Consider the following 20,851-nt stretch of genomic DNA (forward strand, 5'->3'; position numbering starts at 1 on the left):
TCGTAGGATGGCGTAGAGCGAAGCGAAACCCATGCTGTGGCGGTGGCAGAAATCCTTTGGTGCCCGGAAAGCACCGTGCTTGAGCACTTGCATTAAAACCACAACAGCTAACGCCGACAGAGCCAATGAATTCGCCCCTACAGGGAAATCATTGCCCCCCGCACGCCGGCACGGCTTCACAACGGCCGCCGGCCTTGGCTGCGTCACCGAGGGGTGCGGCCATGCGCGTGTCGTCCGGGGCCAGCTGGCGGGCGCAGGCGCGGGCCTGTTCGGCCTGACCCGGGCAGCCGCGTTCGACCAGCAGCTCGGAGAGGTTGAACCAGCCCAGGGCATAGTCCGGCTTGCGGGTGATGCTCTGGCGCAGGGCCTTCTCCGCGCCCTCGCGGTCGCCCTCGGAGTAGCGCGCATTGGCCAGGGCGAACAACGGCAGCGGCTCGCGGTACCAGTGCCCGGAAGCCGTGAGGTAGGCCCGTTCGGCGCGTTCGCGCTGGCCGGTCTGTTCCAGGTCGCTGGCACCCTGCATCCAGGCTTCCAGGCGCGGCTCGGCCGGCAGTTGCTCGGGGGGCAGGGTCACCACCGCCCAGCGCTCGGCGCGCGCCCAGGTGCGATCGAAACTGCGCAGGTCGGTGATCCAGCGCCGTGTGGTGGCCGAACGCAGCACCAGCTCGTCCTTCGCACGGTCATAGCCGACCACCACCGCGAAGTGCCATTGCGGGTACCAGTCGAGGCCGAGGTTCTGCATCACCAGCACCGGGTTGCCCGCCGCCACCTGGGCCAGCAGGGCATCCAGGCTGGGTTGCAGCGGGTAGACCAGCATGCCGCTCTGCCGCGCCGCCGCCACCAGTTCCAGCTTGAGGCTGCCGCGCCGCTCGGGCAGGTAGACCTTGGGCACCAGCGCCTCCGGCGAGGTGGCCACGCCGCGGTGCACCAGCACCGTGGCCAGCGCCGCCGGGCCGCACTGGTAGTCCTCCTGCGGGTAGAAGGGCACGTCCACCAGCTCGATGCGCTCGGGCAGCCGCTCGCTCTGCGGGGGCAGCAGCGGGCCGCTGGCGCAACCGCCGAGCAGCACGGCCAGGGCGAGGAGCCCCGGCCGCAGCACACGCATCAACGGATGCACTTGATGAAGCTGAAGATATCCGTGGCGCAGAGCATGTCGGTGATGATGAAGATCACCAGGAACAGCACGATGATGCCGACCACGCCGGCACCGGCGGGCTCCTGCTGCAGCTGCTGGTTGAACTGCGCCAGCTCGGCCGGGGTGAGGCTGTTGATGCGCGCCTCCACCTGCTCGCGGGGCACCCCGTACTCCTGCAACTTCTTCTGCACGTCCTGGTTGTCGAGCATGCCGCGCAGCTGCGCGCGGTCGACCTGCTGCTGCTGTTCCTGCAGCGCCTGGGGCGTACCGATCATGGCGGCCTGGGCCAGCGGCACCTGGGCGAAGAAGGTGAGTTGGCTGGCGACCAGCACGGCGGCGAGTCGGCGGTTGATGGCGGGATTGAGCATGGTGGTTCTCCTGGATTCTGTTGTTGTGATCGATTGACCCGCGCCTCGCTTCCCGGGTTCCACCGTCCGATCGCCCGGTGTTCACCGCCGCATTGCGCAATGGCCACGGCACAAATAGAATGCGAAGCATTCCTATTTGATCCATTGCCGAATCCCCCTTCCGGAGCCCTCCTTGACCCACAGCCCGGCAGCCCCCGAGCAGGCGTTGCACAAGCTCTACAGCGACCACAACGGCTGGCTCCGCCACTGGCTGCAGCGCAAGCTCGGCTGCCCGCAGAGTGCTGCCGACCTGGCCCAAGACACCTTCCTCAAGGTGCTGCTGGGGCGCGAGGCGCACCGCATCCTCGAACCCCGGGCGTTCCTCACCACCCTCGCCAAGCGCGTGCTGGCCAACCACTACCGCCGCCAGGACATCGAGCGCGCCTACCTGCTGGCCCTCGCCGCGCTGCCGGAGGACGAGGCCCCCAGCGAGGAGGCCCGCGCCATCATCCTGGAGACCCTGGTGGAGCTGGACCGCCTGCTCGACGGCCTGCCGCCCCAAGCCAAGAAGGTCTTCCTGCTGGCCCAGGTGGACGGTTGCACCTACGCCGAGATCGCCGAACAGCTCGGCCTCTCCCTCTCCAGCGTCAAGCGCTACATGGCCAAGGCCGCCGAGCGCTGCTACTTCGCGGAGTGCCTCTGATGGCCCTGCGCAAGAGCGGCGAGCACCGCATCGCCCCCGCCGTCGCCGCCCAGGCCGTGCAGTGGCTGGTGGAGCTGCAGGACGGCACGCCGTCGCGCCAGCGCGAGGAGGACTGGCAACGCTGGCGCGCCGCCGACCCGGAGCACGAGCGCGCCTGGCAGCGTATCGAGTCGGTCAACCAGGGCCTGCGCGGGTTGAACACGCCCACTGCTCTTGCCGCCCTGGATGCCCCCACCTCGCGCGGCCGTCGCGACGCCCTGAAGCTGCTCACCCTGCTGGTGATCGCCGGTGGCGGCGCCCTGGCGGTGCGGGACAGCGAGCCGCTGCTGGCCCTGCGCGCCGACCAGAGCACCGCCGTGGGCGAGCGGCGGAACCTGACCCTGGACGATGGCTCGACCCTGTCACTGAACACCGACAGCGCGCTGGATATCCGCTTCGACGCCCGCCAGCGCCTGCTGCACCTGCACCAGGGCGAGATGCTGGTGGACGCGGTGGACGAGGCTCGCCCGCTGCGGGTGGAAACGCCCCAGGGGCTGGTCCTGCTCAACGGCGGTCGCCTCGCCGTGCGCCTGCAGGACAGCCGCAGCCAGGTCAGCCTGTTCGCCGGCGATGCCCAGGTGTTCAGCCATGGCCAGCGCCTGGCGTTGCACCCCGGCCAGCGCCTGGACCTCGACGCCCGTGGCAGCGGGGCGGCCCAGGCGGTGGACGAGAACAGCGTGGCCTGGATCAACGGCATGCTGGTGGCCAGTTCCATGCGCCTGGGCGACTTCCTCGCCGAACTCGGCCGCTACCGCCACGGGCGCATCGGCTGCGACCCGGCCATCGCCGACCTGCGCCTGTCCGGCACCTACCCGCTGGACCACACCGACCGCATCCTCGCCCTGCTGCCGCGCACCCTGCCGGTGGAGGTGCGCAGCGTCACCCGCTACTGGATCAGCGTGCATCCCAGGGCCGCCTCCTGAGCCGCGCATCGGCCCTGTGAAAAAAAATTCCACCGACCTGAACCTTTTTCCCGGCCTCGCGTGACAGGGAAGGCAGAACCCCCTTTCCCTCTCTCGACGAGTGCCGCCATGAACGCCGACCCGACCCTCCGCCGCTTCACCCGCACGCCCCTGGCCCGCGCCCTGCAACCACTGCTGCTGGGCCTGAGCCTGGCCGCCACCGGGCTGCCCACCGTCGCCAGCGCCCAGGAGGCGGTGATCGGAGCCGACCAGCGTCAGGCCTTCGACATCCCGGCTGGCGCCCTGGAGCCCGCGCTCAACCGCTTCGGCCGCGAAGCCGGCGTGCTGCTGGCCTTCAGCCCGGAGCTGACCCAGGGCCGCAGCACTCAGGGCCTGAAGGGCGAATTCGCCGTGGCCGAGGGCCTCGACCACCTGCTCGCCGGCAGCGGCCTGCGCGCCGAGGCCGGTGAAGGCGGCTTCAGCCTGCACATGGCCGCCGAAGGCGCGGCCCTGGAAATCGACCGCCAGGTGGTGATCGGCTCCCGTGCGCCGGTGAGCATCAGCGAGCTGCCAGGCACCGTGTGGGTGATCGACAGCCACCAGTTGCAGGAACAGACCAAGGCCGGCGTGCCCTTCAAGGAAGCCCTCGGTCAACTCATCCCGGGCATGGACATCGGCCCCCAGGGGCGCACCAACTACGGCCAGAACATGCGCGGCCGCAGCGCCCTGGTGATGATCGACGGCGTGTCGCTGAACAGTTCCCGGGGCATCAGCCGCCAGTTCGACTCCATCGACCCGTTCAACATCGAGCGCATCGAAGTGCTCTCCGGTGCCAGCGCCGTGTACGGCGGCGGCGCCACCGGCGGCATCATCAACATCGTCACCAAGCGCGCCGAAGCGGGTGATGTGCGCTTCAACAGCGAGGTCGGCGTGCGCACCGGCTTCGAAACCCATCAGGACCACGACTGGCGCGTGGCCCAGTCGGTGAGCGGCGGCAGCGAAGAGGTCAAGGGCCGTCTCTCGGTGGCCTACCAGAAGAACGGCGCCGCCTACGACGGCAACGGCGACCAGGTGATGCTCGACATCACCCAGACCGACCTGCAGTACAACCAGGCGGTGGACGTGATGGGCAGCCTGGACTTCGCCTTCGCCAACGGCCAGAGCCTCAACCTCGGCATGCAGTGGTACGACTCCGGCTACGACGGCGACAAGGGCGTGAACCTGGGTCGCAACTTCCAGGGCCTGCGCGGCCAGACGCCCTTCGAGGTGGAAGGTGGCGCCAGCTTCGACCGCGAACCGCACACCGAGCGCCAGCAGTTCAACGCCACCTGGCACGTGCCCGAAGTGCTCGGCCACGATTTCTACCTGCAGGCCTACTACCGCAGCGAGGAGATGGCCTTCCAGCCGTACCCCTCCATCACCTTCGCCAGCGGCGCCATCGACACCAACCGCTCCTACTATTCCGCCTCGCAGCAGGACACCGATTACTTCGGCCTCAAGTCCGTGCTGGTGAAGGAGTGGGACCGTGTCAGCCTGACCTATGGCGCCGACTTCGAGTGGGAGAGCTTCGACTCCGACCAGGCCATGTTCAACCTGACCACCGCAGCCGCCACCGGCGGGCTGGTGGCCGATGAGTACGCGCGCATCGGCCGCTACCCGGGCATCGACACCGACAGCAAATCGCTGTTCGCCCAGACCAGCTGGAAAGCCACCGACGACCTGACCCTGTCCGCCGGCATCCGCCACCAGCGCATCGGCAACGACGTGGGCTCTTTCGTCGCCGCGGCCCAGCAGGTGCAGATCAGCAAGGGCAACGGCACCAGCGCCGACGCCGTGCCGGGCGGCTCCAAGGATTACCAGGTGGACCTGTACAACGCCGGCGCCGTCTACAAGCTGAGCAAGGCGCAGCAGGTGTGGGCCAACTACTCCGAGGGCTTCGAACTGCCCGACCCGGCCAAGTACTACGGCCAGGGCAGCTACACCCTGGTGGGCAACCACTGGACCCTGGGCCGCCACGTCAACGTCAAGGACTCCGCCCTGGACGGCATCAAGACCAAGCAGATCGAACTCGGCTGGCGCCACTACGCCGACGGCCTGGACGCCCAGCTGGCGGCCTTCTACGCCTGGTCGGACAAGAGCATCACCTACAACCGCACCACCCTGCTGGTGGAGCAGCTGGACAACAAGAAGCGCAACTACGGCCTCGAAGGCCAGGCCAACTACTGGCTGAACGACAACTGGCAGATCGGCGCCAGCGCCCTGGCCATCCGTTCCCAGCAGAAGATCGCCAACCGCTGGCAGAAGCAGGACGTCACCGCCGCCAGCCCGTCCAAGCTCACCGCCTTCGCCGGCTGGCAGAACGGCGAAACCAGCCTGCGCCTGCAGGCCGTGCGCAGCTTCAACCTCAGCGACGACGGCAACGTCCTGGCCAGCGGCACCTTCGACGGCAACGACCACAAGATCGACGGCTACACCACCTTCGACCTCCTTGGCAGCCAGGTCCTGCCGGTGGGTACTCTCAACGTCGGCATCCAGAACCTGCTGGACAAGGACTACACCACCGTCTGGGGCCAGCGCGCCCAGGTGTTCTACGGCACCGCCGCCACCGCCGACCTGTTCGACTACCACGGCCGTGGCCGCACCTACAGCCTGAGCTACAGCGTCGAGTTCTGATGCTCCTTGCAGGCCCCGGGCTGAAGCCCGGGCTACGCGTGTAGGTTGGCCACACTTCGTGGGAGCGAATTCATTCGCGAAAAAGCCGGCACTTAGCCGGCTTTCAAAACAGCATGGGTTTCGCTGCGCTCTACCCATCCTACGGGCTGTATGTAGGTTGGTGCCCAGCGGGCCCGCCAGCGTCAGACCATCAGAGCAGCGCCATCACCCCACCGCCCAGCGGCAGTAGCGCCACCAGGGGCAGCACCCAGCGGCTTTGCCAGGCCAGCAGGGCCACCAGCAGCAGAGCGGCAAGCATCACCTGGCAGAGCCAGAGGATGGTGCCGATCTCGCCGCCCTGGTCACTCACCGCCAGGGCCAGGCCGATGGCAAAGGCACACACCGCGACGACACGCAGCAGGCGCACCCGCGCCTCGGGCAGCGGGCCCAGGAACAGCACCTTGTGGTGGCGGGACATGGCCAGGCTCAGCGCCGTCATGGCCAGGTAGCAGAACGCGAATCCGAGCAGCAGCATCAGGCGCCCTCCTCTGCCAGTTGGCGGCGCACGCGCGGGGCGGGCACGGCACGGGGTTGCGAGCGGCGCCAGGCCAGCGCTGCGCAGAGCAGGCCGCAGCCGAGCAGGCTCAGGTCGATGCCCGCCAGCGCCCAGTCGCCACGGGCGGCGCTGGCCAGCAGGCTGGCCTGGTCACCGGTGAAGGCATTGAGCAGCGGCAAGCCGAGAGCCAGCAGGGCGAAGACGGCGAGCAGGTCGCGCGCCACCTGGCCGCTGTTGCGCCGCAGCACCGCCCAGAGCGCCACCAGCAACCAGGCGCCGACGAAGACATAGGCCTCCGCGCTGGCGCGAGCGGCCAGGTCGGCGGGGAGCAGGCGGTTACCGCAGAGCAGCGCCAGGCTGGCGATGGGCAAGCCGCCGATCACCGCGCCATTCAGTGCACGCACCAGGCCGATACCCCGGCTGCCGCGCGCCTCACGCTTGGTCAGCCACACCTGTAGGCCGCCCACCACCATGGCGCAGCCCATCAGGCCCAGCAGCAGGTACAGGGCGCGGACGATCTGCCCGCCGAACTGGGCCATGTGCAGGTTGCTCAGCCAGACGAAGCTCTGGTAGCCGGCCAGGTAGGGTTTCTGCTCGTGCAGCAGCTCGCCACTGCCGGCGTCGTAGGAGAGGGTCCAGAGGAAGTCCACCACGCGGCTGCGCTCATAGCGGCGGATGTCCACCACCGCCGCTTCGTCGCCCGGGTGGTGGATGCTGATCCAGCCCGGCTCGCCACCGCCCCAACGCTGCTTGGCGTCCAGCACCAGGCCGTCGAGGGATACCGGCGGCGGTGCCGGGCGCTTCACATCCTCGCGGCTGTACTGGCCGATCACCTCGTTGAAGAAGGTGGTGGTGTCGCCCTTGTAGGCCACCTGCATGCCGGCGGGCATGTAGTAGATGACGAAGATGGCCAGCCCGGTGTAGGCGATCAGCAGGTGGAACGGCAGCCCCAGCACACCGAACAGGTTGTGGGCGTCGAGCCAGGCGCGCTGGCCGTTGGCCTTGGGCCGCAGGGTGAAGAAGTCCTTGAAGAAGCGCCGGTGGATGATGATGCCGCTGATCAGCGCCACCAGCATGAACATGCCGGCGAGGCCGACGATGTAGAGGCCGGCCATCCCGGCGTGAAGGTTGTAGTGCAGGACGAACCAGAAGCTGCCGCCGAGGGTTTCCGGCAGCACCTCGCCCGTGGCCGGGTCGAGGGCGAAGCGCTGGAACTCGCTCTCGTCCGCCGGCTCGTAGCCGGCCCACCAGAAGGGCTCGCGCTCGCTCGGCGGGCGCATCCACAGGGCGTGGGCATCGGGCGCCTTGGCCAGCAGCCAGTCACGCACCTGGTCGATGGACAGCGCGTGCTCGCCCCCCTCGTGCAGGGTCGGGCGCATCCAGCGTTCCAGCTCCTTGTCGAAGCAGGCGACGCTGCCGGCGAAGAGGATGACGAAGAGCAGCCAGGACGGCAGCAGCCCGCCCCAGGTGTGCAGGCCGGCCATGGATTGACGCAGGCTCATGGGCGCACCCCGTAGCCTTCCGGGACAAAGGCGGCGAGCGCCAGCACCAGGGTCAGGCCGCCGAGCACCAGCCAGGCACGCAGGGCCGAGCGGGCACCGAAGGCGTAGAGGATGGCCACCGCGTACACGGCGAAACAGCCCAGGCTGGCGAAGGTGACCCGGTCGGCACGGATCAGCGGCAGATAGACGGCGAGGAAGGCGGTGGCCGCGTAGGCCACCGCATATCCGCCGAGGATCGCCGCCAGCACGCGCGAGGCGACGGCCCAGGGCGCGGAGGGGTTGGCTTTGCTCACGTCGTTCCTTTCATCAGTGGTCAACCGGTTGGAGGTGGCGCCGGTTGTCGGAGGCTGGGCAGGCCTGGAGGCCGGGTGAGACCGGAGAGCCTGCAGAACTACCTGAGAATTATTTTCACCTGTTAAGGAAATGCAATTCCTTTCTGCAGGATTGCCGCAGATTCTTCGTCGATCACGTACGGAGGCGCCTGGATTCGGCAATGGCAATGGGGGAAGGCGGGATACACGCAACGGCAGGCGTACGACCCGGAGTTGGCCATTCACGACGCCGGTCAGGTGCCCGGCTTTCCGTTCGTCAACACGGATCGAACTTTGCAGAGCCACACCCAGTCAATCGCTCCATGCGTCAACAACTCAGGTAGCTCGCCATGTACAACCCCTTTCAGATTCTGACCGATGCCTTCCAGGCCGATTACCGGGTCAACCTCAGCCTGGAGCGCCTGGACGGCAACATCATGCTCACCCTCACGGACGAAAGCGGCGTGGTGGCGCGGCGCATGATCAGCCCCGCGCAGCGCAACGACCAGAAGCGCCTGGAGCGGGTGATCGAGAGCATCCGTTTCGGGATCGCGATCGAAAAAGGGCACAACGTCGGCGAAATGCTCAGCGCGATGACCAGCGGCAAAAGTATTCCGCCCATCGCCAACCGCCAGCCCGGGCGGGTCACCGGCCCCCTCGCCGTCGGCATCTGAGCGCCCGGACGGGCGCTCGGGCTCAGGCCTCTTCTTCGCCGCGCGTGACCTGCAGGCGGCGCCGCGGGTTGACGCTGTCGCTGGCTTCCGAGGGGAAGCGTGACGAGGCGAAGCGCACCACCAGGATCGACAGCGCCAGCAGCAGGATCGCACCGCAGACATACACGATGCTCTCGTCGGGGCGGTTATGGTGCGAAACGTCGGAGATCAGCAGGCGCGTCAGCGCGGTGATCGCCACGTAGATCAGGAAGCGCACCGGCATGTGGTTGGTCTTGAAGTAGATCCCCACCATCGCCCCCAGCTCCAGGTAGATGAACAGCAGCAGGATGTCATCGACCGTGATGTGCCCCTTCTCCACCATCCCCAGGAATGCCACCACCGCCGCCCAGGCGGTAATCCCCCCGATGGCGAACAGCGCCAGGTAGTGGAAGCTCTCCACCAGCAGGTTGCCCAGCGACTCGGCCAGCCCATGCACGTTGCCGCGCAACTCTTCAGCCCATTTGATTTTCACGATCCAGCTCCTCGGTACGTCTTGGTGGCGATGGTGAATCACCGGGATGACGATCAGACCTTGCAGGATGGAGGCCAGCGGTCCCGGCCCCATGAGATGCGCGGGTGCGGCCTAACGCCACGGGACAGGTTGTCGCAGGGGGCGACGAGGAGCAGGACAGCGGCGCTGGCATGGCCTATGAATGAGAGCTGTTGACGGAGAAATCCGACCCATATACTGTACGCACATCCAGTATCTTACAGACCGATTTCAAAGGTGAGAGGTGATGAATGGCCGTCGAAGTGGTGTACCGCAGCAGCCGCGACCCGGAGCGCTTGTTCATGGATAAAGCCGAAGCCGACCGTTACGACAAGATGCTCGAACTGGCCGAATCCCTGGCCACCGTTCTGAACAAGGCCGTGCCCTCGCTGAGCGAGCAGCAGGTCGAAGAGCTGGGCATCTTCATGGCCCGCAACCGCGATATCTTCGCCCGTGCCTTCAAGAACCAACCCGATGCCCTCGCCGAGCTGGACGCCCCTCCCGCCGACGAGTGACCCGAACACCCCTCATTGCAGGCATGCCCGTCCTGCACCGAGCCCGCTGCCCCAGCGGGCTTTTTTTATGCCCGGCAAAAGCCCGCGCCGGCACCTTGCGCCGTTTGTTCAAGCCCCTGGCCACCGCCCGATCGCATGCTGCAAGCCCCTTGTGAAGGAGCTTCGCCATGCGCCGTCTGTTCGCCTGCCTCTATGCCCCGGTCTTTCTCCTCGGCTTCCTCGCCCTGGCCCTGTGGATGACCGAGCACCTGCCCTTGCCCTGGTTGCTGCTGGTGCTGCTACCGGCCATCACCGTCTGCTTTCTCGCCGAAGCCTGGCTGCCCTATGAACGGGCCTGGAACCACAACCACGGCGACCGCCTGCGCGACTCGCTGCACGCGCTGGTCAACGAAGGGCTCAACTGCCTGGGCATCCTGGTCATCCCCCTGAGTGCGGCGCTGCTGCCCGACATCGGGTTCTGGCCCCACCACTGGCCCCTGGCGCTGCAACTGCTGGTCGCCATCCTCGCCGCCGACCTGGGCATCACCCTGATGCACTACGCCAGCCACCGCATCGGCTTCCTCTGGCGCCTGCACGCGGTGCACCACAGCGTGAAACGCATGTACGGTTTCAACGGTCTGATGAAGCACCCGCTGCACCTGGGCTGCGAGGCTCTGGCCGGCACCTTGCCGCTGTTGCTGCTGGGCATGCCGGAACAGGTCGCCGCCCTCCTCGCCCTGGCCATCACCCTGCAACTGCTGCTCCAGCACAGCAACGTCGACATGCGCATCGGCGCCCTGCGCCACCTGTTCGCCTGGGCATCGGTGCACCGCTTCCACCACATGAAATACGGTCGCGCGGGCGACGTGAACTTCGCCCTGTTCTTCAGTTTCTGGGACCGCCTGCTGGGCACCGCCTTCCACAGCGACTACCGCATGCACGGCGACGACCTCGGCATCGGCAGCCGCCCCGACTACCCCGACGCCTACCTCGCGCAACTGGCCGAACCCTTCCGTGAAAGCACGGGCGAACACCCCGCCCCGGAGATTCCCCAGGGGTTGGTGCGTTCGTAGGGCGGGTGAAACCCGCGAAACCATGCGTCGCAAATGTCGGGTTGCACCCGACCTACACGCCTGTCCGACGATCCTAAAAGCGGGCGAATGAATTGGCTATGTCTGCGTTAGCTGTTGCAGTGAATAGCTGCCGAGCGATTCCTTTATACAAATCAACGGGTTGAGATCATTTCCATAACGCTCAAGCAGGCGTCGCCAGCCCAGGTAGTTCTCCAGGTACTTGGTCGCRACACCGTTGAAGCGCTTCATCCAGAGCTTCARGCGGCCGTGATAGGCGTTGACGTTCTGGATRTGAAAGGCGCCRTCGGTGCGGCGYTTCTGGCGCAGRTTCACGCGATGGTGGGTAATGCCCTCTGCCTTGGCGAAGCTCTGGTAGATCGCGGCGCTGTCCGTGCACAGCACCGCGTCGGGATCGAGCAACGGCCGTAGCACTTCACCTATGTGCGCGGCATTGAGTTGTTTCAACTGGAAGTCGGCGTGCTGCCCACTCCGATCACGTACCACCAGGACCGGGATCTGCTCGGCCGTGAATCCTTTGCGCCGTGCTCTGCCCCCGCGCTTGCGGGCCTGACGTGACAGTTTKCGCTGACCTTTGAATGACTCCAGGAAGAAAGTCTCGTCGGCCTCGACAATCCCTGATTCATGCTGTGCTCGATGCTCGGCGATCAAGCGCAAGAAACGGTGCCTCCAGCGGAATGCGGTGTTCTTGTGAACCTCGCAATGTTCAGCGGCTTTGCGCACCGTCAGGCTTTTCACCATGGCTTCGGCATAGCGCCCCCAACACTCCCGATGACGCAGTCGAGCCAATGGCGTGCCCGTCAGCGCATTGCACGTGCGCCTGCAGGTTCGGCATCGGTAGCGGGCCAAGCCGTGACTGGAMCCCCATGGGCGTAAGGCYGTGGCTTGGCAGTGGGGGCAATGCTCGGGAGGCTCCAGCGCCTCCGCCAGCATGCCCTGGGGGCAGGACAGCTGCGTTTGAAGCTGATCCCGCTGGGTTTGRTTGAGCTGAGTCAGGCGAGATAGCCAGCTCCGAAACTCTGTCGCACGCATGGCAGACCTCCTGAAAGAGATGCCGTAACGACAAGTCTAGAAGCTAGCAACACTTAACGCAGACAGAGCCAATGAATTCGCCCCTACGGGTACGGCCTGCCGCAATGAATTCCGTCGGGTGGGCTTCAGCCCACCAGCAAGAGCACCGCGTGGGCTGAAGCCCACCCTACGGGCACGGCGYTTCCCGGTGAGTCCGTAGGGCGGGTGAAACCCGCGAAGCCATGCACCGCAAATGTCGGGTTGTACCCGACCTACACGCATGTCCCGTCGTCCCGAAAAGCGGGCGAATGAATTCGCCCCTACAGGTGCGACCTGCCGCAATGAGCTCCGCCGGGTGGGCTTCAGCCCACCAGCAAGAGCACCGCGTGGGCTGAACAGCGCTTCCCGGTGAGTCCGTAGGGCGGGTGAAACCCGCGAAACAATGCCTCGCAAGCACGGCCCGTAGGATGGCGTAGAGCGCAGCGAAACCCATCACTGGCAGCCCCAGGATGCTTCCGCTCAACCGATCAAACGCAGTTGCAGGTTGCCGAGGTTGCGGTCGGCGCGGATGCCGAAGGTGGTGCGCATGGTGCGGGAGAAGTGCGCGGCGTCGGCGAAGCCGGCGCCGTGGGCGGCCTGGGTGAGGGGTTGGCCTTCGAGGGCCAGGCGCAGGGCCAGACGCAGCCGGCGCCAAAGCACCAGGCGGCGGACGGAGAGGCCGACCTGCTCGCCGAACAGGCGCTCCAGCTGGCTGAGGGAGAGGCAGGCGCGGCTGGCCAGGGCCTGGGCGCTGACCTTGTCGGCCAGCAGCTCGTCCACCTCGCCTAGGGCCCGTTGCAGGCGAGCGTCCAGCATCGGGCGCGGCGCGGCGAGCAGGCGTTCGGCCAGGGTGTGCAGATCCGTACCGGCGTCGGCCAGCAACGCCAGCAAGGCCTGCGGAGCGAACGCCAGGGGTTCGGCATAGATGGCCACCAGCGCCTGCCCGGGCAGGGTCAGCGCGTGCTCGCGCATGGACTCCACCAGCACTGCCTGGCCGCTCACCGGCTCGCCTTCCACCAGCAGTTGCAGGGGCAACTGGCGCGCCAGCAGCACCTGGTGGGCGTAGTGGGCGTGGGGCCGGGCATCACCGCTGGCGCCGTCGATCAGGCAGAAATCGCGGGCCAGCCAGAGTGCGCCTTGCCAGGGGGATTCGGTCATCACGGCGTCCTGCCGGTTGCGGGGCGGACAGCATTGGGGGCGGAGGCCGATAGGGCAAGAGGAAGCTGCCGAGCCCAAGCCCATTGCAGTTCGAAGGTCGTCTGCCTAGGGTGCTGTCCTTGTCGATTTGCCTGGCGTTATGGCGGGTCGCGTGAGGAGACCTTCGGGTCTGCCGGTTCGCTAACCTCACGCGCTCCGCCTCCTTTCATCGCCATCTTCTGACATGCAAACGGGACGATCTCCCCAGCAGTCCGATTGTTCGAGTGGCCCCCCCTTCCTATCCTCCGGCGGTCGCGGTCAATCCCGCGACCGGGCGTTGACGGCCCGAAGAGATGGCGCATCGTGCCCACTGGCACATGTGGAAGGCGGCGTATGCCTGTTGTGCCTGCAAACCTCCACATCGCTCAATGGCGGACTGCGCGGGGAGACCCTCAGGTCTGCCGGTCTACATCTCACCGGTTCGTCAACCCCGCGTGGTCCGCCACCCTTACCTTGACGAAACAGAGTGGCGGCTCCTGTACCCGGAGGTGGAGCTTCACCATGCACGATGCATTTATCCCCCTCACCTTCTACCGCCACAACCGCCCGCTGCGCGCCTTGATGCTGGATAACCAGCCCTGGTTCGTCGCGGAGGATTTCGCCCGCCTCCTGGGCATGCAACACCCGCAGCAGTTGCATCACCGACTTGGCAGCGGCCATGCCCGGCAGGTGCTGATCGAGTGCGCCAGCGGCCATGCGGAGCCGGTGGATGTGATCAGCGAGGCCGGCCTGTACAAGGCGCTGGTTCGCTTCGGCCACCCGGAGAATCCGCAGCTGGAGCGCTGGCTCAATCGCGAGGTGATCCCCACCCTGCGCGATGCCCATGAGCACGACGGCCAAGTGCCGCGCCGGGTGTTGCTGGCCTGGCAGGGTACGCGGGTGGTGATGCTTAACTGGCAGGGCGAACTCTGGGTGCCGCTGGGGGATATGCCGAGTCTGGTGCGGCTGGGCTAGAGGCAGGTCGCTTTTGGTGGAAGCGGTTTCAAGCGCAAAGTCCCGTGCCCCAGGCCTGATCGCGAATGAATTCGCTCCCACGGGGAAGGCTCGTACCGCTCGGTCTTTCCCCGGCTGAAGCCCGGACCACGGGCACGCCGCCTGCTGTGGGAGCAGTCTGGAGCCGCCTGGTCTAGTCGTCGTGGAAGCGCCGGGCGATGTCCTGGAACCGGGGGTGGATGCGGGCGAAGGCGTCGGTGATGTCCGGATCGAAGTGGTTGCCACGTCCCGCGAGGATGATCGGCACCACTTCGTCGTGGGGCATGGCGGCCTTGTAGCAGCGTTTGCTGATGAGCGCGTCGTATACGTCGGCCAGGGCCATGAGCCGAGCGGAAAGGGGGATCTCGTCACCGGCCAGCCCGGACGGGTAGCCGCTGCCGTCCCATTTCTCATGGTGGTAGCAGGCGATCTCCTTGGCTAGGCGCAGGAACTCCACTTCCACCCCCAGGGCCTCCTCCGCGTGGACGATGGCCTCCTTGCCCAGGATCGGGTGGTTCTTCATCTGGGCGAATTCCTCGGGCTCCAGCTTGCCCGGCTTGAGCAGGATCCGGTCCGGCACGCCGACCTTGCCGATATCGTGCAGGGGGGCGGATTTGAACAGCAGGTCGATGGTCTTGGGCGTGAGTTCGTCCTGGAAGCGCGGGTGGTCGCACAACTCCTCCGCCAGCAGCTTCACGTAGTGCTGGGTGCGCAGGATGTGGTTGCCGGTCTCGTTATCGCGGGTTTCGGCGAGGGATGCGAGGGAGTGGATGGTGATGTTCTGGATCAGCTCGTTCTCCCGGGTGCGCCGCTCCACCTCCTGTTCGAGGTAGGCGTTCTGGTTGTAGAGCAGGTCCCGCGCGGTCTTCAGCTCCAGGTGGTTGCGCACCCGGGCGAGGACGATGGCGGGGGTGATGGGCTTGTGGATGTAGTCCACGGCCCCGAGAGCCAATCCGTGGGCCTCGGCGCTCTCCTCCACCTGGGCGGTGAGGAAGATCACCGGCACGCCGCGCGCCTGGGGGATCTCCTGCAGCGCCTGCATCACCTGGTAGCCGTCCATGTGGGGCATCACCACGTCGAGGAGGATGAGGTCCACCCGGGTGCCCGAGGTGAGGATGTCCAGGGCCCGCTGGCCATTGATGGCGACCTTGACCCGGTAGTGGGGCCCCAACAGCGCGCTGAGCAGCGAGAGATTCTCCGGCGTGTCGTCGACCACCAGCAGGGTAGGTTTGCTGTCGGGATCCATCAGGTTGAGCATCGAGGGTGACCTCACTCCATATTGAACAGATCGGGCCGTGCGGTCCGGAGTTCGTGTAGATACGCCAGGGCATCGGTGAATCGGAACTGCGTCATGGCCTCCGCCATCGGCGGCGCAGCGCCGCCCAGCGCCTCGGCCAGCGGCTGCCGATGCTGCTGGAACAGGGCCAGGGCATCGGCGTCGTCATCGGCCAGCAGGGCCATCAGCCGGGCCAGCAGGCCGGGCATGTCGGGGGCTTTCTGTCCGGACGGGGCGGCGTCCTCCGCCGGCAGGAGCGCTCGCAAGCCCTCGGCCAGACGCTGCTGCAACTGCGCGCCCTCCTCGGCCAGCGCCAGCAGGCCGTCGAGGTCATCCTGCCCGGCCAGGGCGCCTTCGAGCCGGGCCGAGAGTTCCCGCAGCGATTCGGCCCCCAGGGTGGCGGCGATGCCCTTGAGGGTGTGGGCGTGACGGTGCGCCTCCTCCCGCTGGCCAGCCCGCAGGGCGGCGACCAGGTTCTGCATGGGCTGGCTGCCCTGGCGGGCGAAGCTGCGCAGCAGGTCCTCGTACCACTGCCAGTTGTGCATCAGGCGCTGCAGCGCCGCCTCGGCGCTCAGGCCCAGTGCATGCAGCGGTTCCAGCCAATGCTCCGGCGAGGCCGGTTCCGGGAGCGGCGGCTCATTCGGCGCCTCGGCCTGGAGGGCGAAGGCGGGTAGCCAGCGCAGCAGGGCGGCATAGAGTTTCTCGGGGTCGATGGGCTTGGCGATGTGGTCGTCCATGCCGGCCTCCAGGCAGCGCTCGCGGTCACCGGCCATGGCATTGGCCGTCATCGCCAGGATCGGAATGCGCGCCCCGCCCTGCTCACGCTCGCGCAGGCAACGGGTCGCAACCAGCCCGTCCATCACCGGCATCTGCATATCCATGAGGATCAGGTCGACGGGCACCTGGGCGGCCATTTCCACCGCAATGGCTCCGTTCTCGGCTACCACGACCTCGGCGCCGACCAGTCGCAGCAGCCCCTTGGCGACCTGCTGGTTCAGCTCGTTGTCCTCGGCCAGGAGAATCCTCGCGCCGTCGAAACGCTGGGGCACGGACGGGGCGGCGGTGCGCGGGGGCAGTGAGGTCACCTGCTGGCCGAACAGGCCGATGAGGGTGTCGAACAGCACGGAGGCGCACACCGGCTTGACCAGCACCCGGTCGAACCCGGCGCCTTCGGCCTCGCGGAGCACCTGTTCGCGGCCGTAGCCGGTGACCATGATGCGACGGGGCCGGCTGGTCATGCCGCGCGCGATCAGCCGGCGCCCGGTCTCGATGCCATCGAGCCCCGGCATGTGCCAGTCCAGCAGTACCACGTCGTAGGGGCGCCCGTCCTGCTCGGCGTCGGCGATCATCTGCAACGCCTGCTGGCCCGATTCGGCCGTGTCCACGGCAAAGGTCATGCTGGCGAGCAGGGTGGCGAGGATGTTGCGCGCGCTGGGGCTGTCGTCAACCACCAGCATGCGCCGGCCGCGCAGGTCCAGGCTGGGCAGGTAGCGGGCGCGGCGCCGCCCCCGGCCCAGCCTCGCGGTGAACCAGAAGGTGCTGCCCTGGCCCGGCTCGCTGTGCACGCCCACCTCGCCCCCCATCAGTTCCGCCAGGCGGCGCGAGATGGCCAGGCCCAGCCCGGTGCCGCCGTATTTGCGAGTAGTGGAGGTGTCGGCCTGCTGGAAGGACTGGAACAGCCGCTGCTGCTGCTCCGGGCTCATGCCGATTCCGCTGTCCTGCACGGAGACGTGCAGCAGGACCTCCTCCGGCCAGGTCTCCAGGCAGCTGACCTTGACCAGAATCTCGCCCTGCTCGGTGAACTTGACCGCGTTGTTGGCGTAGTTGATCAGGATCTGGCCCAGGCGCAGCGGATCGCCGAGCAGCAGCGTGTCCAGCCGGTGGTCGATTTCGAACAGCAGTTCGATGCCTTTGGCTTCGGCCTTCTCCCCCACCAGGGTGGCGAGGTTCTCCAGCACGTGGTCGAGGTCGAACTCGATCCGCTCCAGGTCCAGCTTGCCGGCCTCGATCTTCGAGAAGTCGAGGATGTCGTTGATGATCCCCAGCAGGTGCTGGGCCGAGCGCTGGATCTTGCTGAGGTAGTCGAACTGCTGCGGGTCGAGGGGGCCCTGCAGGGCGAGGTGGGCCATGCCGAGGATGGCGTTCATCGGCGTGCGGATCTCGTGGCTCATGTTGGCGAGGAAATCGCTCTTGGCCCGGGTGGCGCTTTCCGCCAGGACATAGGCCTGTTCCAGCTCCTGATTCTTGGCCTGCATCAGGGCGAAGAGTTCGTCACGGGAAGGCTCGGCGAACTGCTGGCGCATGCGCTGCTGCAACTCGGTATCGGGCCAGCGCGGCAACAGGCAGGACAGGACGAGGCTCCCCTCCGCCAGGACGAGCAGGCGAACGCCGCCCTGCAAGGCCCTGGACAGCCTGTGCTGCAGCGGCTGGTCCGCCGACAGGCAAAGCCCCACCTCCTGGGTCCTGTCGTCCAGCCAAAGCTGCAGGTGCAGGGCGGGCACGGTGGCCGCCAACTGGCGCACCAGTTCGGAGGTGGTGCTCGCCAGCGGCGCCATGAAGGCGGGGGACGGGTCGATGCAGGCGAGCACCTGCGCGACCTTGCGCCGGGCCGCCAACGCGGCGCTCGGGCCGTTGAGGGTGATGTCGCCGACCACGTGCCGCATCTAAACGCCCTCGCCTGCCAGCACGCGCAGCACGATGCAACTCGCATCGTCGGTGCTGCGCCCGCTGTGGGTGATCACCTGGCGAGCCAGGACTGCGGGATCGGCGGCCAGGTCGAGCAGCCCGTCGCGCAGGTTCAGCGTCTCGCTGATCCCGTCGGAATACAGCATCACGACATCCCCGGAATCAATTGGCTGGCGTTGCAGCAAGGGCGTGGGATAGCGCTCGCCGAGCACGCCGTCGCGGGAGACACCACGCCAGGCCTCGCGACCGCGCAGGCAGATGCGGGTGTTGCCGATGCCGGCATAGCTCAGCTCGCCGCGCTCGCCGTTGACCAACGCCACGCCGGCCGCCGCCCCCCGGGTGCCGATGCAGTGATGGTGCAATACCTGCAGCAGGCGGGTGGGTTCCTGCTCCGGGGTCTGCTGCAGGACCGCCTCGAGGGCTCGGGCCAGTTGGTGGGCCGAGGCGCCATGGCCGCTGACGTCGATCAGCACCAGCGACACCCCGTCCGGCCCTGCCCGCGTAAAGGCCAGGTCACCGGAAACGCGCTCCGGGTGGCAGGGGCGGTTCTCGCTGGCCCATTCCAGGTGCAGGCGCGCCCGCCCCGCTCCCGGCAGCGGCAGGGAGAGGCGTGCGGTATTCGGGGCCGGCCCCAGCCACTTGCGCGCCAGTACATGCGTGCCGCCCTCCGGCGGCAGGGTGATGGACAGTTCGGACATCATCCGGCGCACGCCGGGCAGCCCCAGCCCCAGGGTGCCCGAGGTGCTGTAGTGGTCCTGCACGGCCTGCTCCACATCGGCGATGCCCGGGCCCTGGTCACGGGCGACGATGTCGATGCAGGGACGCCCCTCGGCCTGGTTGAGGGCTAGCGTCACCTCGCCCTTCACCGCGTACTTGAGGATGTTGCTGCCCAGCTCGGATACCACGGTGGAGAGCATCGCGCGGTCCACCTCGGACAGGCCGGCTAGGAAGGGCAGCCGGCGCACCGACATCACTGCCAGGTGCAGGTCCACGTCATGGCGCAACGGGTACCGAACCTCCCTGGCGACCCGTTCCCCGGCCATGGCCTAGGCCGCTCCCTTGCAGTGGCGCACGTGGGCCAGGGCGTCGTCCATGTCGATGAAGCAGCGCAACGGGCCGGGGTCGGCATCGGCCAGTGCGAGGAAGGCAGCGATCCCTGGATTCAGGCCGACCAGCAGGCAGTTCGCGCCAAGCAGGCGGCATACGTCCGCCACCTTGCGCACTTCCTTGAACTCGTGATGGTCGAGCAGCGTGACCGCAGAGAAATCCAGCAGCACGGCATGCGGGCGCCCCGAGAGCAGGCGTTGCGACAGCACCTGCATGAAGCGCTGCATGCCCTCGTCGCCCAGGTCCGGGCGCATGCTGACGACGATGCAATCGGCGACGTCGGCGATGCCCAGGTCGTTGCTTTCCAGCTCCATGACCGCCTCCTAGAGCGCGGACCCGACTCGCTTGAGGGCGATCTCGAAGGCGTCGCGCAGGGTGGCGGTAGTGCGGATGTCGCCCACCGAGACGCCCAGCTCCACCATGGTCCGGGCGATGGCCGGGGACACCCCGGAGATGATTGCCTCGCAGCCCATGAACTGGGTGGCCTTGGTGATCTTGATCAGCTGGTTGGCGACGCCGGTGTCCACCGTGGCGACCCCGGCGATGTCCAGCACGAAGACCCGGGCGCGGGTCTCGGCGATCTTGGTCAGCGACTTGTTCATCACGTCGGCGGTGCGCATGGAGTCGATGATGCCCACCAGCGGCAGCAAGAGGATGCCGTCCCAGATGGGGGTGACCGGAGTGGACATCTCCTGCAGCGACTGGTGCAGCTCCTCGCGTACCCGGGCGGCTTCCTCGGCCTCCTCCATCGCCTGCTTGAGGCGGCGGTTCTGCTCGACCTGGGCGGTGATGTCGGTGGCGAACTTGACGATCTTGCAGGGCTTGCGGTCCAGGTCCAGCACCGGGTTGTAGGAGCCCTGGATCCAGACCTCGTGCCCATCCTTGGCCACCCGGCAGAACTCGCCGGCCAGGTATTCGCCGCGCCGCAGGGTGTCCCAGAAGGCGCGATAGTCCGCCGACTGGGCGTAGTCCGGGTCCACCAGGAGGCGGTGGTGCTGGCCCTTCAGCTCCTCCAGCTGGTAGCCGACGGTCTCCAGGAAGCGCGGGTTGGCGTCGAGGATGGTGCCGTCCAGGGCGAACTCGACCTTGCCCATCACACGGCTCAGGGCATCGATCTGGCCTTCGAAGTTGGCGGTGGCCTGCTTCTTCTCGGTCAGGTCGATGGCGTACTCGAGGATGCGCTGGGTGCGACCCTCAGCGTCGCGCAACGGGCAACAGCCGCCACGCAGCCAGACGTCGCGCCCCTGGCTGTCGCGGTAGTGAAGCTCCCCTTCCCAGGCCTGGCCGTTGCGCAGGTTTTCCCAGAGCGCCTCGTAGGCCGGGGAGTGGCTCTCGTCAGGAGGAAGCAGGATGCGATGGGACTGACCGCGGAGGTCGGCCAGGTCGTACCCCGTGATACGGAGGAAGTGTGGATTGGCGTCCAGTATCCGACCGTCAGGGGAGACCTCCAACCGGGTCATCACCTGATCGACGGCGCCCAACTGGGCCTGAGCAAAGGCAAAAGCAGAAGCAGAGTCGAACTGATCAGAGGAAGCTTGAACGTCCATGGTCTCTCCGACAGGAAGAGGTGTTGACTCAGGGCTACAGGAGTTATAGCCCAGCGGCGCGGATTGCGAGGGGGCAGTGCCC

20 protein-coding genes are annotated in these 20,851 nt (G+C 67.3%); 7 read left to right on the forward strand and 13 right to left on the reverse strand.

What is annotated here, in order from left to right; all coding sequences use genetic code 11:
- Window positions 1-148: 148 nt before the first annotated feature.
- Complete coding sequence (locus tag RTW82_RS16865) at window positions 149-1,105, reverse strand: PA2778 family cysteine peptidase (protein WP_316925766.1); 957 nt, start codon at window positions 1,103-1,105, stop codon at window positions 149-151.
- Window positions 1,105-1,503, reverse strand: a complete 399-nt coding sequence (locus RTW82_RS16870; protein WP_111260070.1) for a PA2779 family protein — start codon at window positions 1,501-1,503, stop codon at window positions 1,105-1,107. Before RTW82_RS16870 ends, RTW82_RS16865 begins: the two co-directional genes overlap by 1 nt.
- 172 nt (window positions 1,504-1,675) lie before the next feature.
- Here RTW82_RS16870 and RTW82_RS16875 point away from each other — a divergent pair, with 172 nt between their 5' ends.
- The 3 genes from RTW82_RS16875 (at window position 1,676) to RTW82_RS16885 (ending at window position 5,799) form a co-directional block, all read left to right on the forward strand.
- Window positions 1,676-2,185, forward strand: a complete 510-nt coding sequence (locus RTW82_RS16875) for a sigma-70 family RNA polymerase sigma factor (RefSeq protein WP_165676810.1) — start codon at window positions 1,676-1,678, stop codon at window positions 2,183-2,185.
- A complete protein-coding gene (locus tag RTW82_RS16880) occupies window positions 2,185-3,147 on the forward strand; it encodes a FecR domain-containing protein (RefSeq protein ID WP_316925767.1) in 963 nt (320 codons plus the stop codon). The genes RTW82_RS16875 and RTW82_RS16880 overlap by 1 nt, the downstream gene beginning before the upstream one ends.
- 468 nt (window positions 3,148-3,615) lie before the next feature.
- Complete coding sequence (locus RTW82_RS16885) at window positions 3,616-5,799, forward strand: TonB-dependent receptor (protein WP_316925902.1); 2,184 nt, start codon at window positions 3,616-3,618, stop codon at window positions 5,797-5,799.
- A gap of 190 nt (window positions 5,800-5,989) precedes the next feature.
- Here the strand turns inward: RTW82_RS16885 and RTW82_RS16890 are convergent, their stop codons facing one another.
- From RTW82_RS16890 to RTW82_RS16900, 3 genes are read right to left on the reverse strand one after another with little or no spacing between them, the layout of a single operon-like run.
- Window positions 5,990-6,313 (reverse strand): DUF3325 domain-containing protein, encoded by a 324-nt coding sequence (locus tag RTW82_RS16890; protein ID WP_316925768.1) that lies wholly within the window; start codon window positions 6,311-6,313, stop codon window positions 5,990-5,992.
- Window positions 6,313-7,836: a PepSY-associated TM helix domain-containing protein gene (locus RTW82_RS16895; RefSeq protein ID WP_316925769.1), complete on the reverse strand. Its 1,524-nt coding sequence runs from the start codon at window positions 7,834-7,836 to the stop codon at window positions 6,313-6,315. Before RTW82_RS16895 ends, RTW82_RS16890 begins: the two co-directional genes overlap by 1 nt.
- Window positions 7,833-8,129 carry a DUF3649 domain-containing protein gene (locus tag RTW82_RS16900; RefSeq protein ID WP_021222039.1) on the reverse strand — a complete coding sequence of 99 codons (297 nt, stop codon included), beginning with the start codon at window positions 8,127-8,129 and terminating at the stop codon, window positions 7,833-7,835. The genes RTW82_RS16895 and RTW82_RS16900 overlap by 4 nt, the downstream gene beginning before the upstream one ends.
- Before the next feature lie 368 nt (window positions 8,130-8,497).
- On the opposite strand from RTW82_RS16900, the gene RTW82_RS16905 reads away from it, so the two are divergent.
- On the forward strand, window positions 8,498-8,821 hold the full coding sequence (locus RTW82_RS16905) for a DUF3509 domain-containing protein (protein ID WP_021222038.1): 324 nt from the start codon (window positions 8,498-8,500) through the stop codon (window positions 8,819-8,821).
- Between the two features lie 22 nt (window positions 8,822-8,843).
- Here the strand turns inward: RTW82_RS16905 and RTW82_RS16910 are convergent, their stop codons facing one another.
- Window positions 8,844-9,332: a phosphate-starvation-inducible protein PsiE gene (locus RTW82_RS16910; protein WP_021222037.1), complete on the reverse strand. Its 489-nt coding sequence runs from the start codon at window positions 9,330-9,332 to the stop codon at window positions 8,844-8,846.
- A 269-nt stretch (window positions 9,333-9,601) separates the two neighbouring features.
- On the opposite strand from RTW82_RS16910, the gene RTW82_RS16915 reads away from it, so the two are divergent.
- Window positions 9,602-9,865 (forward strand): YebG family protein, encoded by a 264-nt coding sequence (locus RTW82_RS16915; protein WP_316925770.1) that lies wholly within the window; start codon window positions 9,602-9,604, stop codon window positions 9,863-9,865.
- 167 nt (window positions 9,866-10,032) lie between these two features.
- Window positions 10,033-10,917 carry a sterol desaturase family protein gene (locus tag RTW82_RS16920; RefSeq protein WP_316925771.1) on the forward strand — a complete coding sequence of 295 codons (885 nt, stop codon included), beginning with the start codon at window positions 10,033-10,035 and terminating at the stop codon, window positions 10,915-10,917.
- A 96-nt stretch (window positions 10,918-11,013) separates the two neighbouring features.
- Here the strand turns inward: RTW82_RS16920 and RTW82_RS16925 are convergent, their stop codons facing one another.
- A complete protein-coding gene (locus tag RTW82_RS16925) occupies window positions 11,014-11,967 on the reverse strand; it encodes an IS1595 family transposase (RefSeq protein ID WP_316925772.1) in 954 nt (317 codons plus the stop codon).
- Window positions 11,968-12,465: 498 nt separating this feature from the next.
- Entirely contained in the window at window positions 12,466-13,143 is a 678-nt protein-coding gene (locus RTW82_RS16930; protein ID WP_316925773.1) for an AraC family transcriptional regulator, read from the reverse strand.
- A 540-nt stretch (window positions 13,144-13,683) separates the two neighbouring features.
- On the opposite strand from RTW82_RS16930, the gene RTW82_RS16935 reads away from it, so the two are divergent.
- Window positions 13,684-14,136, forward strand: coding sequence for a Bro-N domain-containing protein (locus RTW82_RS16935; RefSeq protein ID WP_316925774.1), 453 nt, complete (start codon window positions 13,684-13,686; stop codon window positions 14,134-14,136).
- Window positions 14,137-14,308: 172 nt separating this feature from the next.
- Here the strand turns inward: RTW82_RS16935 and RTW82_RS16940 are convergent, their stop codons facing one another.
- From RTW82_RS16940 to RTW82_RS16960, 5 genes are read right to left on the reverse strand one after another with little or no spacing between them, the layout of a single operon-like run.
- Window positions 14,309-15,412, reverse strand: coding sequence for a two-component system response regulator (locus RTW82_RS16940; RefSeq protein ID WP_316925775.1), 1,104 nt, complete (start codon window positions 15,410-15,412; stop codon window positions 14,309-14,311).
- An 11-nt stretch (window positions 15,413-15,423) separates the two neighbouring features.
- Window positions 15,424-18,093, reverse strand: coding sequence for a response regulator (locus tag RTW82_RS16945; RefSeq protein ID WP_316925776.1), 2,670 nt, complete (start codon window positions 18,091-18,093; stop codon window positions 15,424-15,426).
- Window positions 18,094-19,119, reverse strand: coding sequence for an ATP-binding SpoIIE family protein phosphatase (locus RTW82_RS16950; RefSeq protein WP_316925777.1), 1,026 nt, complete (start codon window positions 19,117-19,119; stop codon window positions 18,094-18,096).
- Window positions 19,120-19,161: 42 nt separating this feature from the next.
- Entirely contained in the window at window positions 19,162-19,536 is a 375-nt protein-coding gene (locus tag RTW82_RS16955) for a hypothetical protein (protein WP_316925778.1), read from the reverse strand.
- 9 nt (window positions 19,537-19,545) lie between these two features.
- Window positions 19,546-20,769, reverse strand: a complete 1,224-nt coding sequence (locus RTW82_RS16960; RefSeq protein WP_271658958.1) for a PAS domain-containing protein — start codon at window positions 20,767-20,769, stop codon at window positions 19,546-19,548.
- Between the last annotated feature and the right edge of the window lie 82 nt (window positions 20,770-20,851).

This window comes from Pseudomonas sp. zfem005, assembly GCF_032621735.1.
GTDB lineage: Bacteria > Pseudomonadota > Gammaproteobacteria > Pseudomonadales > Pseudomonadaceae > Metapseudomonas > Metapseudomonas solani.

Coding starts and splice junctions, on each gene's coding strand:
- RTW82_RS16865 (WP_316925766.1), bottom strand. CDS start 1,105: ATGCGTGTGCTGCGGCCGGGGCTCCTCGCCCTGGCCGTGCTGCTCGGC.
- RTW82_RS16870 (WP_111260070.1), bottom strand. CDS start 1,503: ATGCTCAATCCCGCCATCAACCGCCGACTCGCCGCCGTGCTGGTCGCC.
- RTW82_RS16880 (WP_316925767.1), top strand. CDS start 2,185: ATGGCCCTGCGCAAGAGCGGCGAGCACCGCATCGCCCCCGCCGTCGCC.
- RTW82_RS16885 (WP_316925902.1), top strand. CDS start 3,616: ATGGCCGCCGAAGGCGCGGCCCTGGAAATCGACCGCCAGGTGGTGATC.
- RTW82_RS16890 (WP_316925768.1), bottom strand. CDS start 6,313: ATGCTGCTGCTCGGATTCGCGTTCTGCTACCTGGCCATGACGGCGCTG.
- RTW82_RS16895 (WP_316925769.1), bottom strand. CDS start 7,836: ATGAGCCTGCGTCAATCCATGGCCGGCCTGCACACCTGGGGCGGGCTG.
- RTW82_RS16905 (WP_021222038.1), top strand. CDS start 8,498: ATGTACAACCCCTTTCAGATTCTGACCGATGCCTTCCAGGCCGATTAC.
- RTW82_RS16915 (WP_316925770.1), top strand. CDS start 9,602: ATGGCCGTCGAAGTGGTGTACCGCAGCAGCCGCGACCCGGAGCGCTTG.
- RTW82_RS16920 (WP_316925771.1), top strand. CDS start 10,033: ATGCGCCGTCTGTTCGCCTGCCTCTATGCCCCGGTCTTTCTCCTCGGC.
- RTW82_RS16930 (WP_316925773.1), bottom strand. CDS start 13,143: ATGACCGAATCCCCCTGGCAAGGCGCACTCTGGCTGGCCCGCGATTTC.
- RTW82_RS16935 (WP_316925774.1), top strand. CDS start 13,684: ATGCACGATGCATTTATCCCCCTCACCTTCTACCGCCACAACCGCCCG.
- RTW82_RS16940 (WP_316925775.1), bottom strand. CDS start 15,412: ATGCTCAACCTGATGGATCCCGACAGCAAACCTACCCTGCTGGTGGTC.
- RTW82_RS16945 (WP_316925776.1), bottom strand. CDS start 18,093: ATGCGGCACGTGGTCGGCGACATCACCCTCAACGGCCCGAGCGCCGCG.
- RTW82_RS16955 (WP_316925778.1), bottom strand. CDS start 19,536: ATGGAGCTGGAAAGCAACGACCTGGGCATCGCCGACGTCGCCGATTGC.
- RTW82_RS16960 (WP_271658958.1), bottom strand. CDS start 20,769: ATGGACGTTCAAGCTTCCTCTGATCAGTTCGACTCTGCTTCTGCTTTT.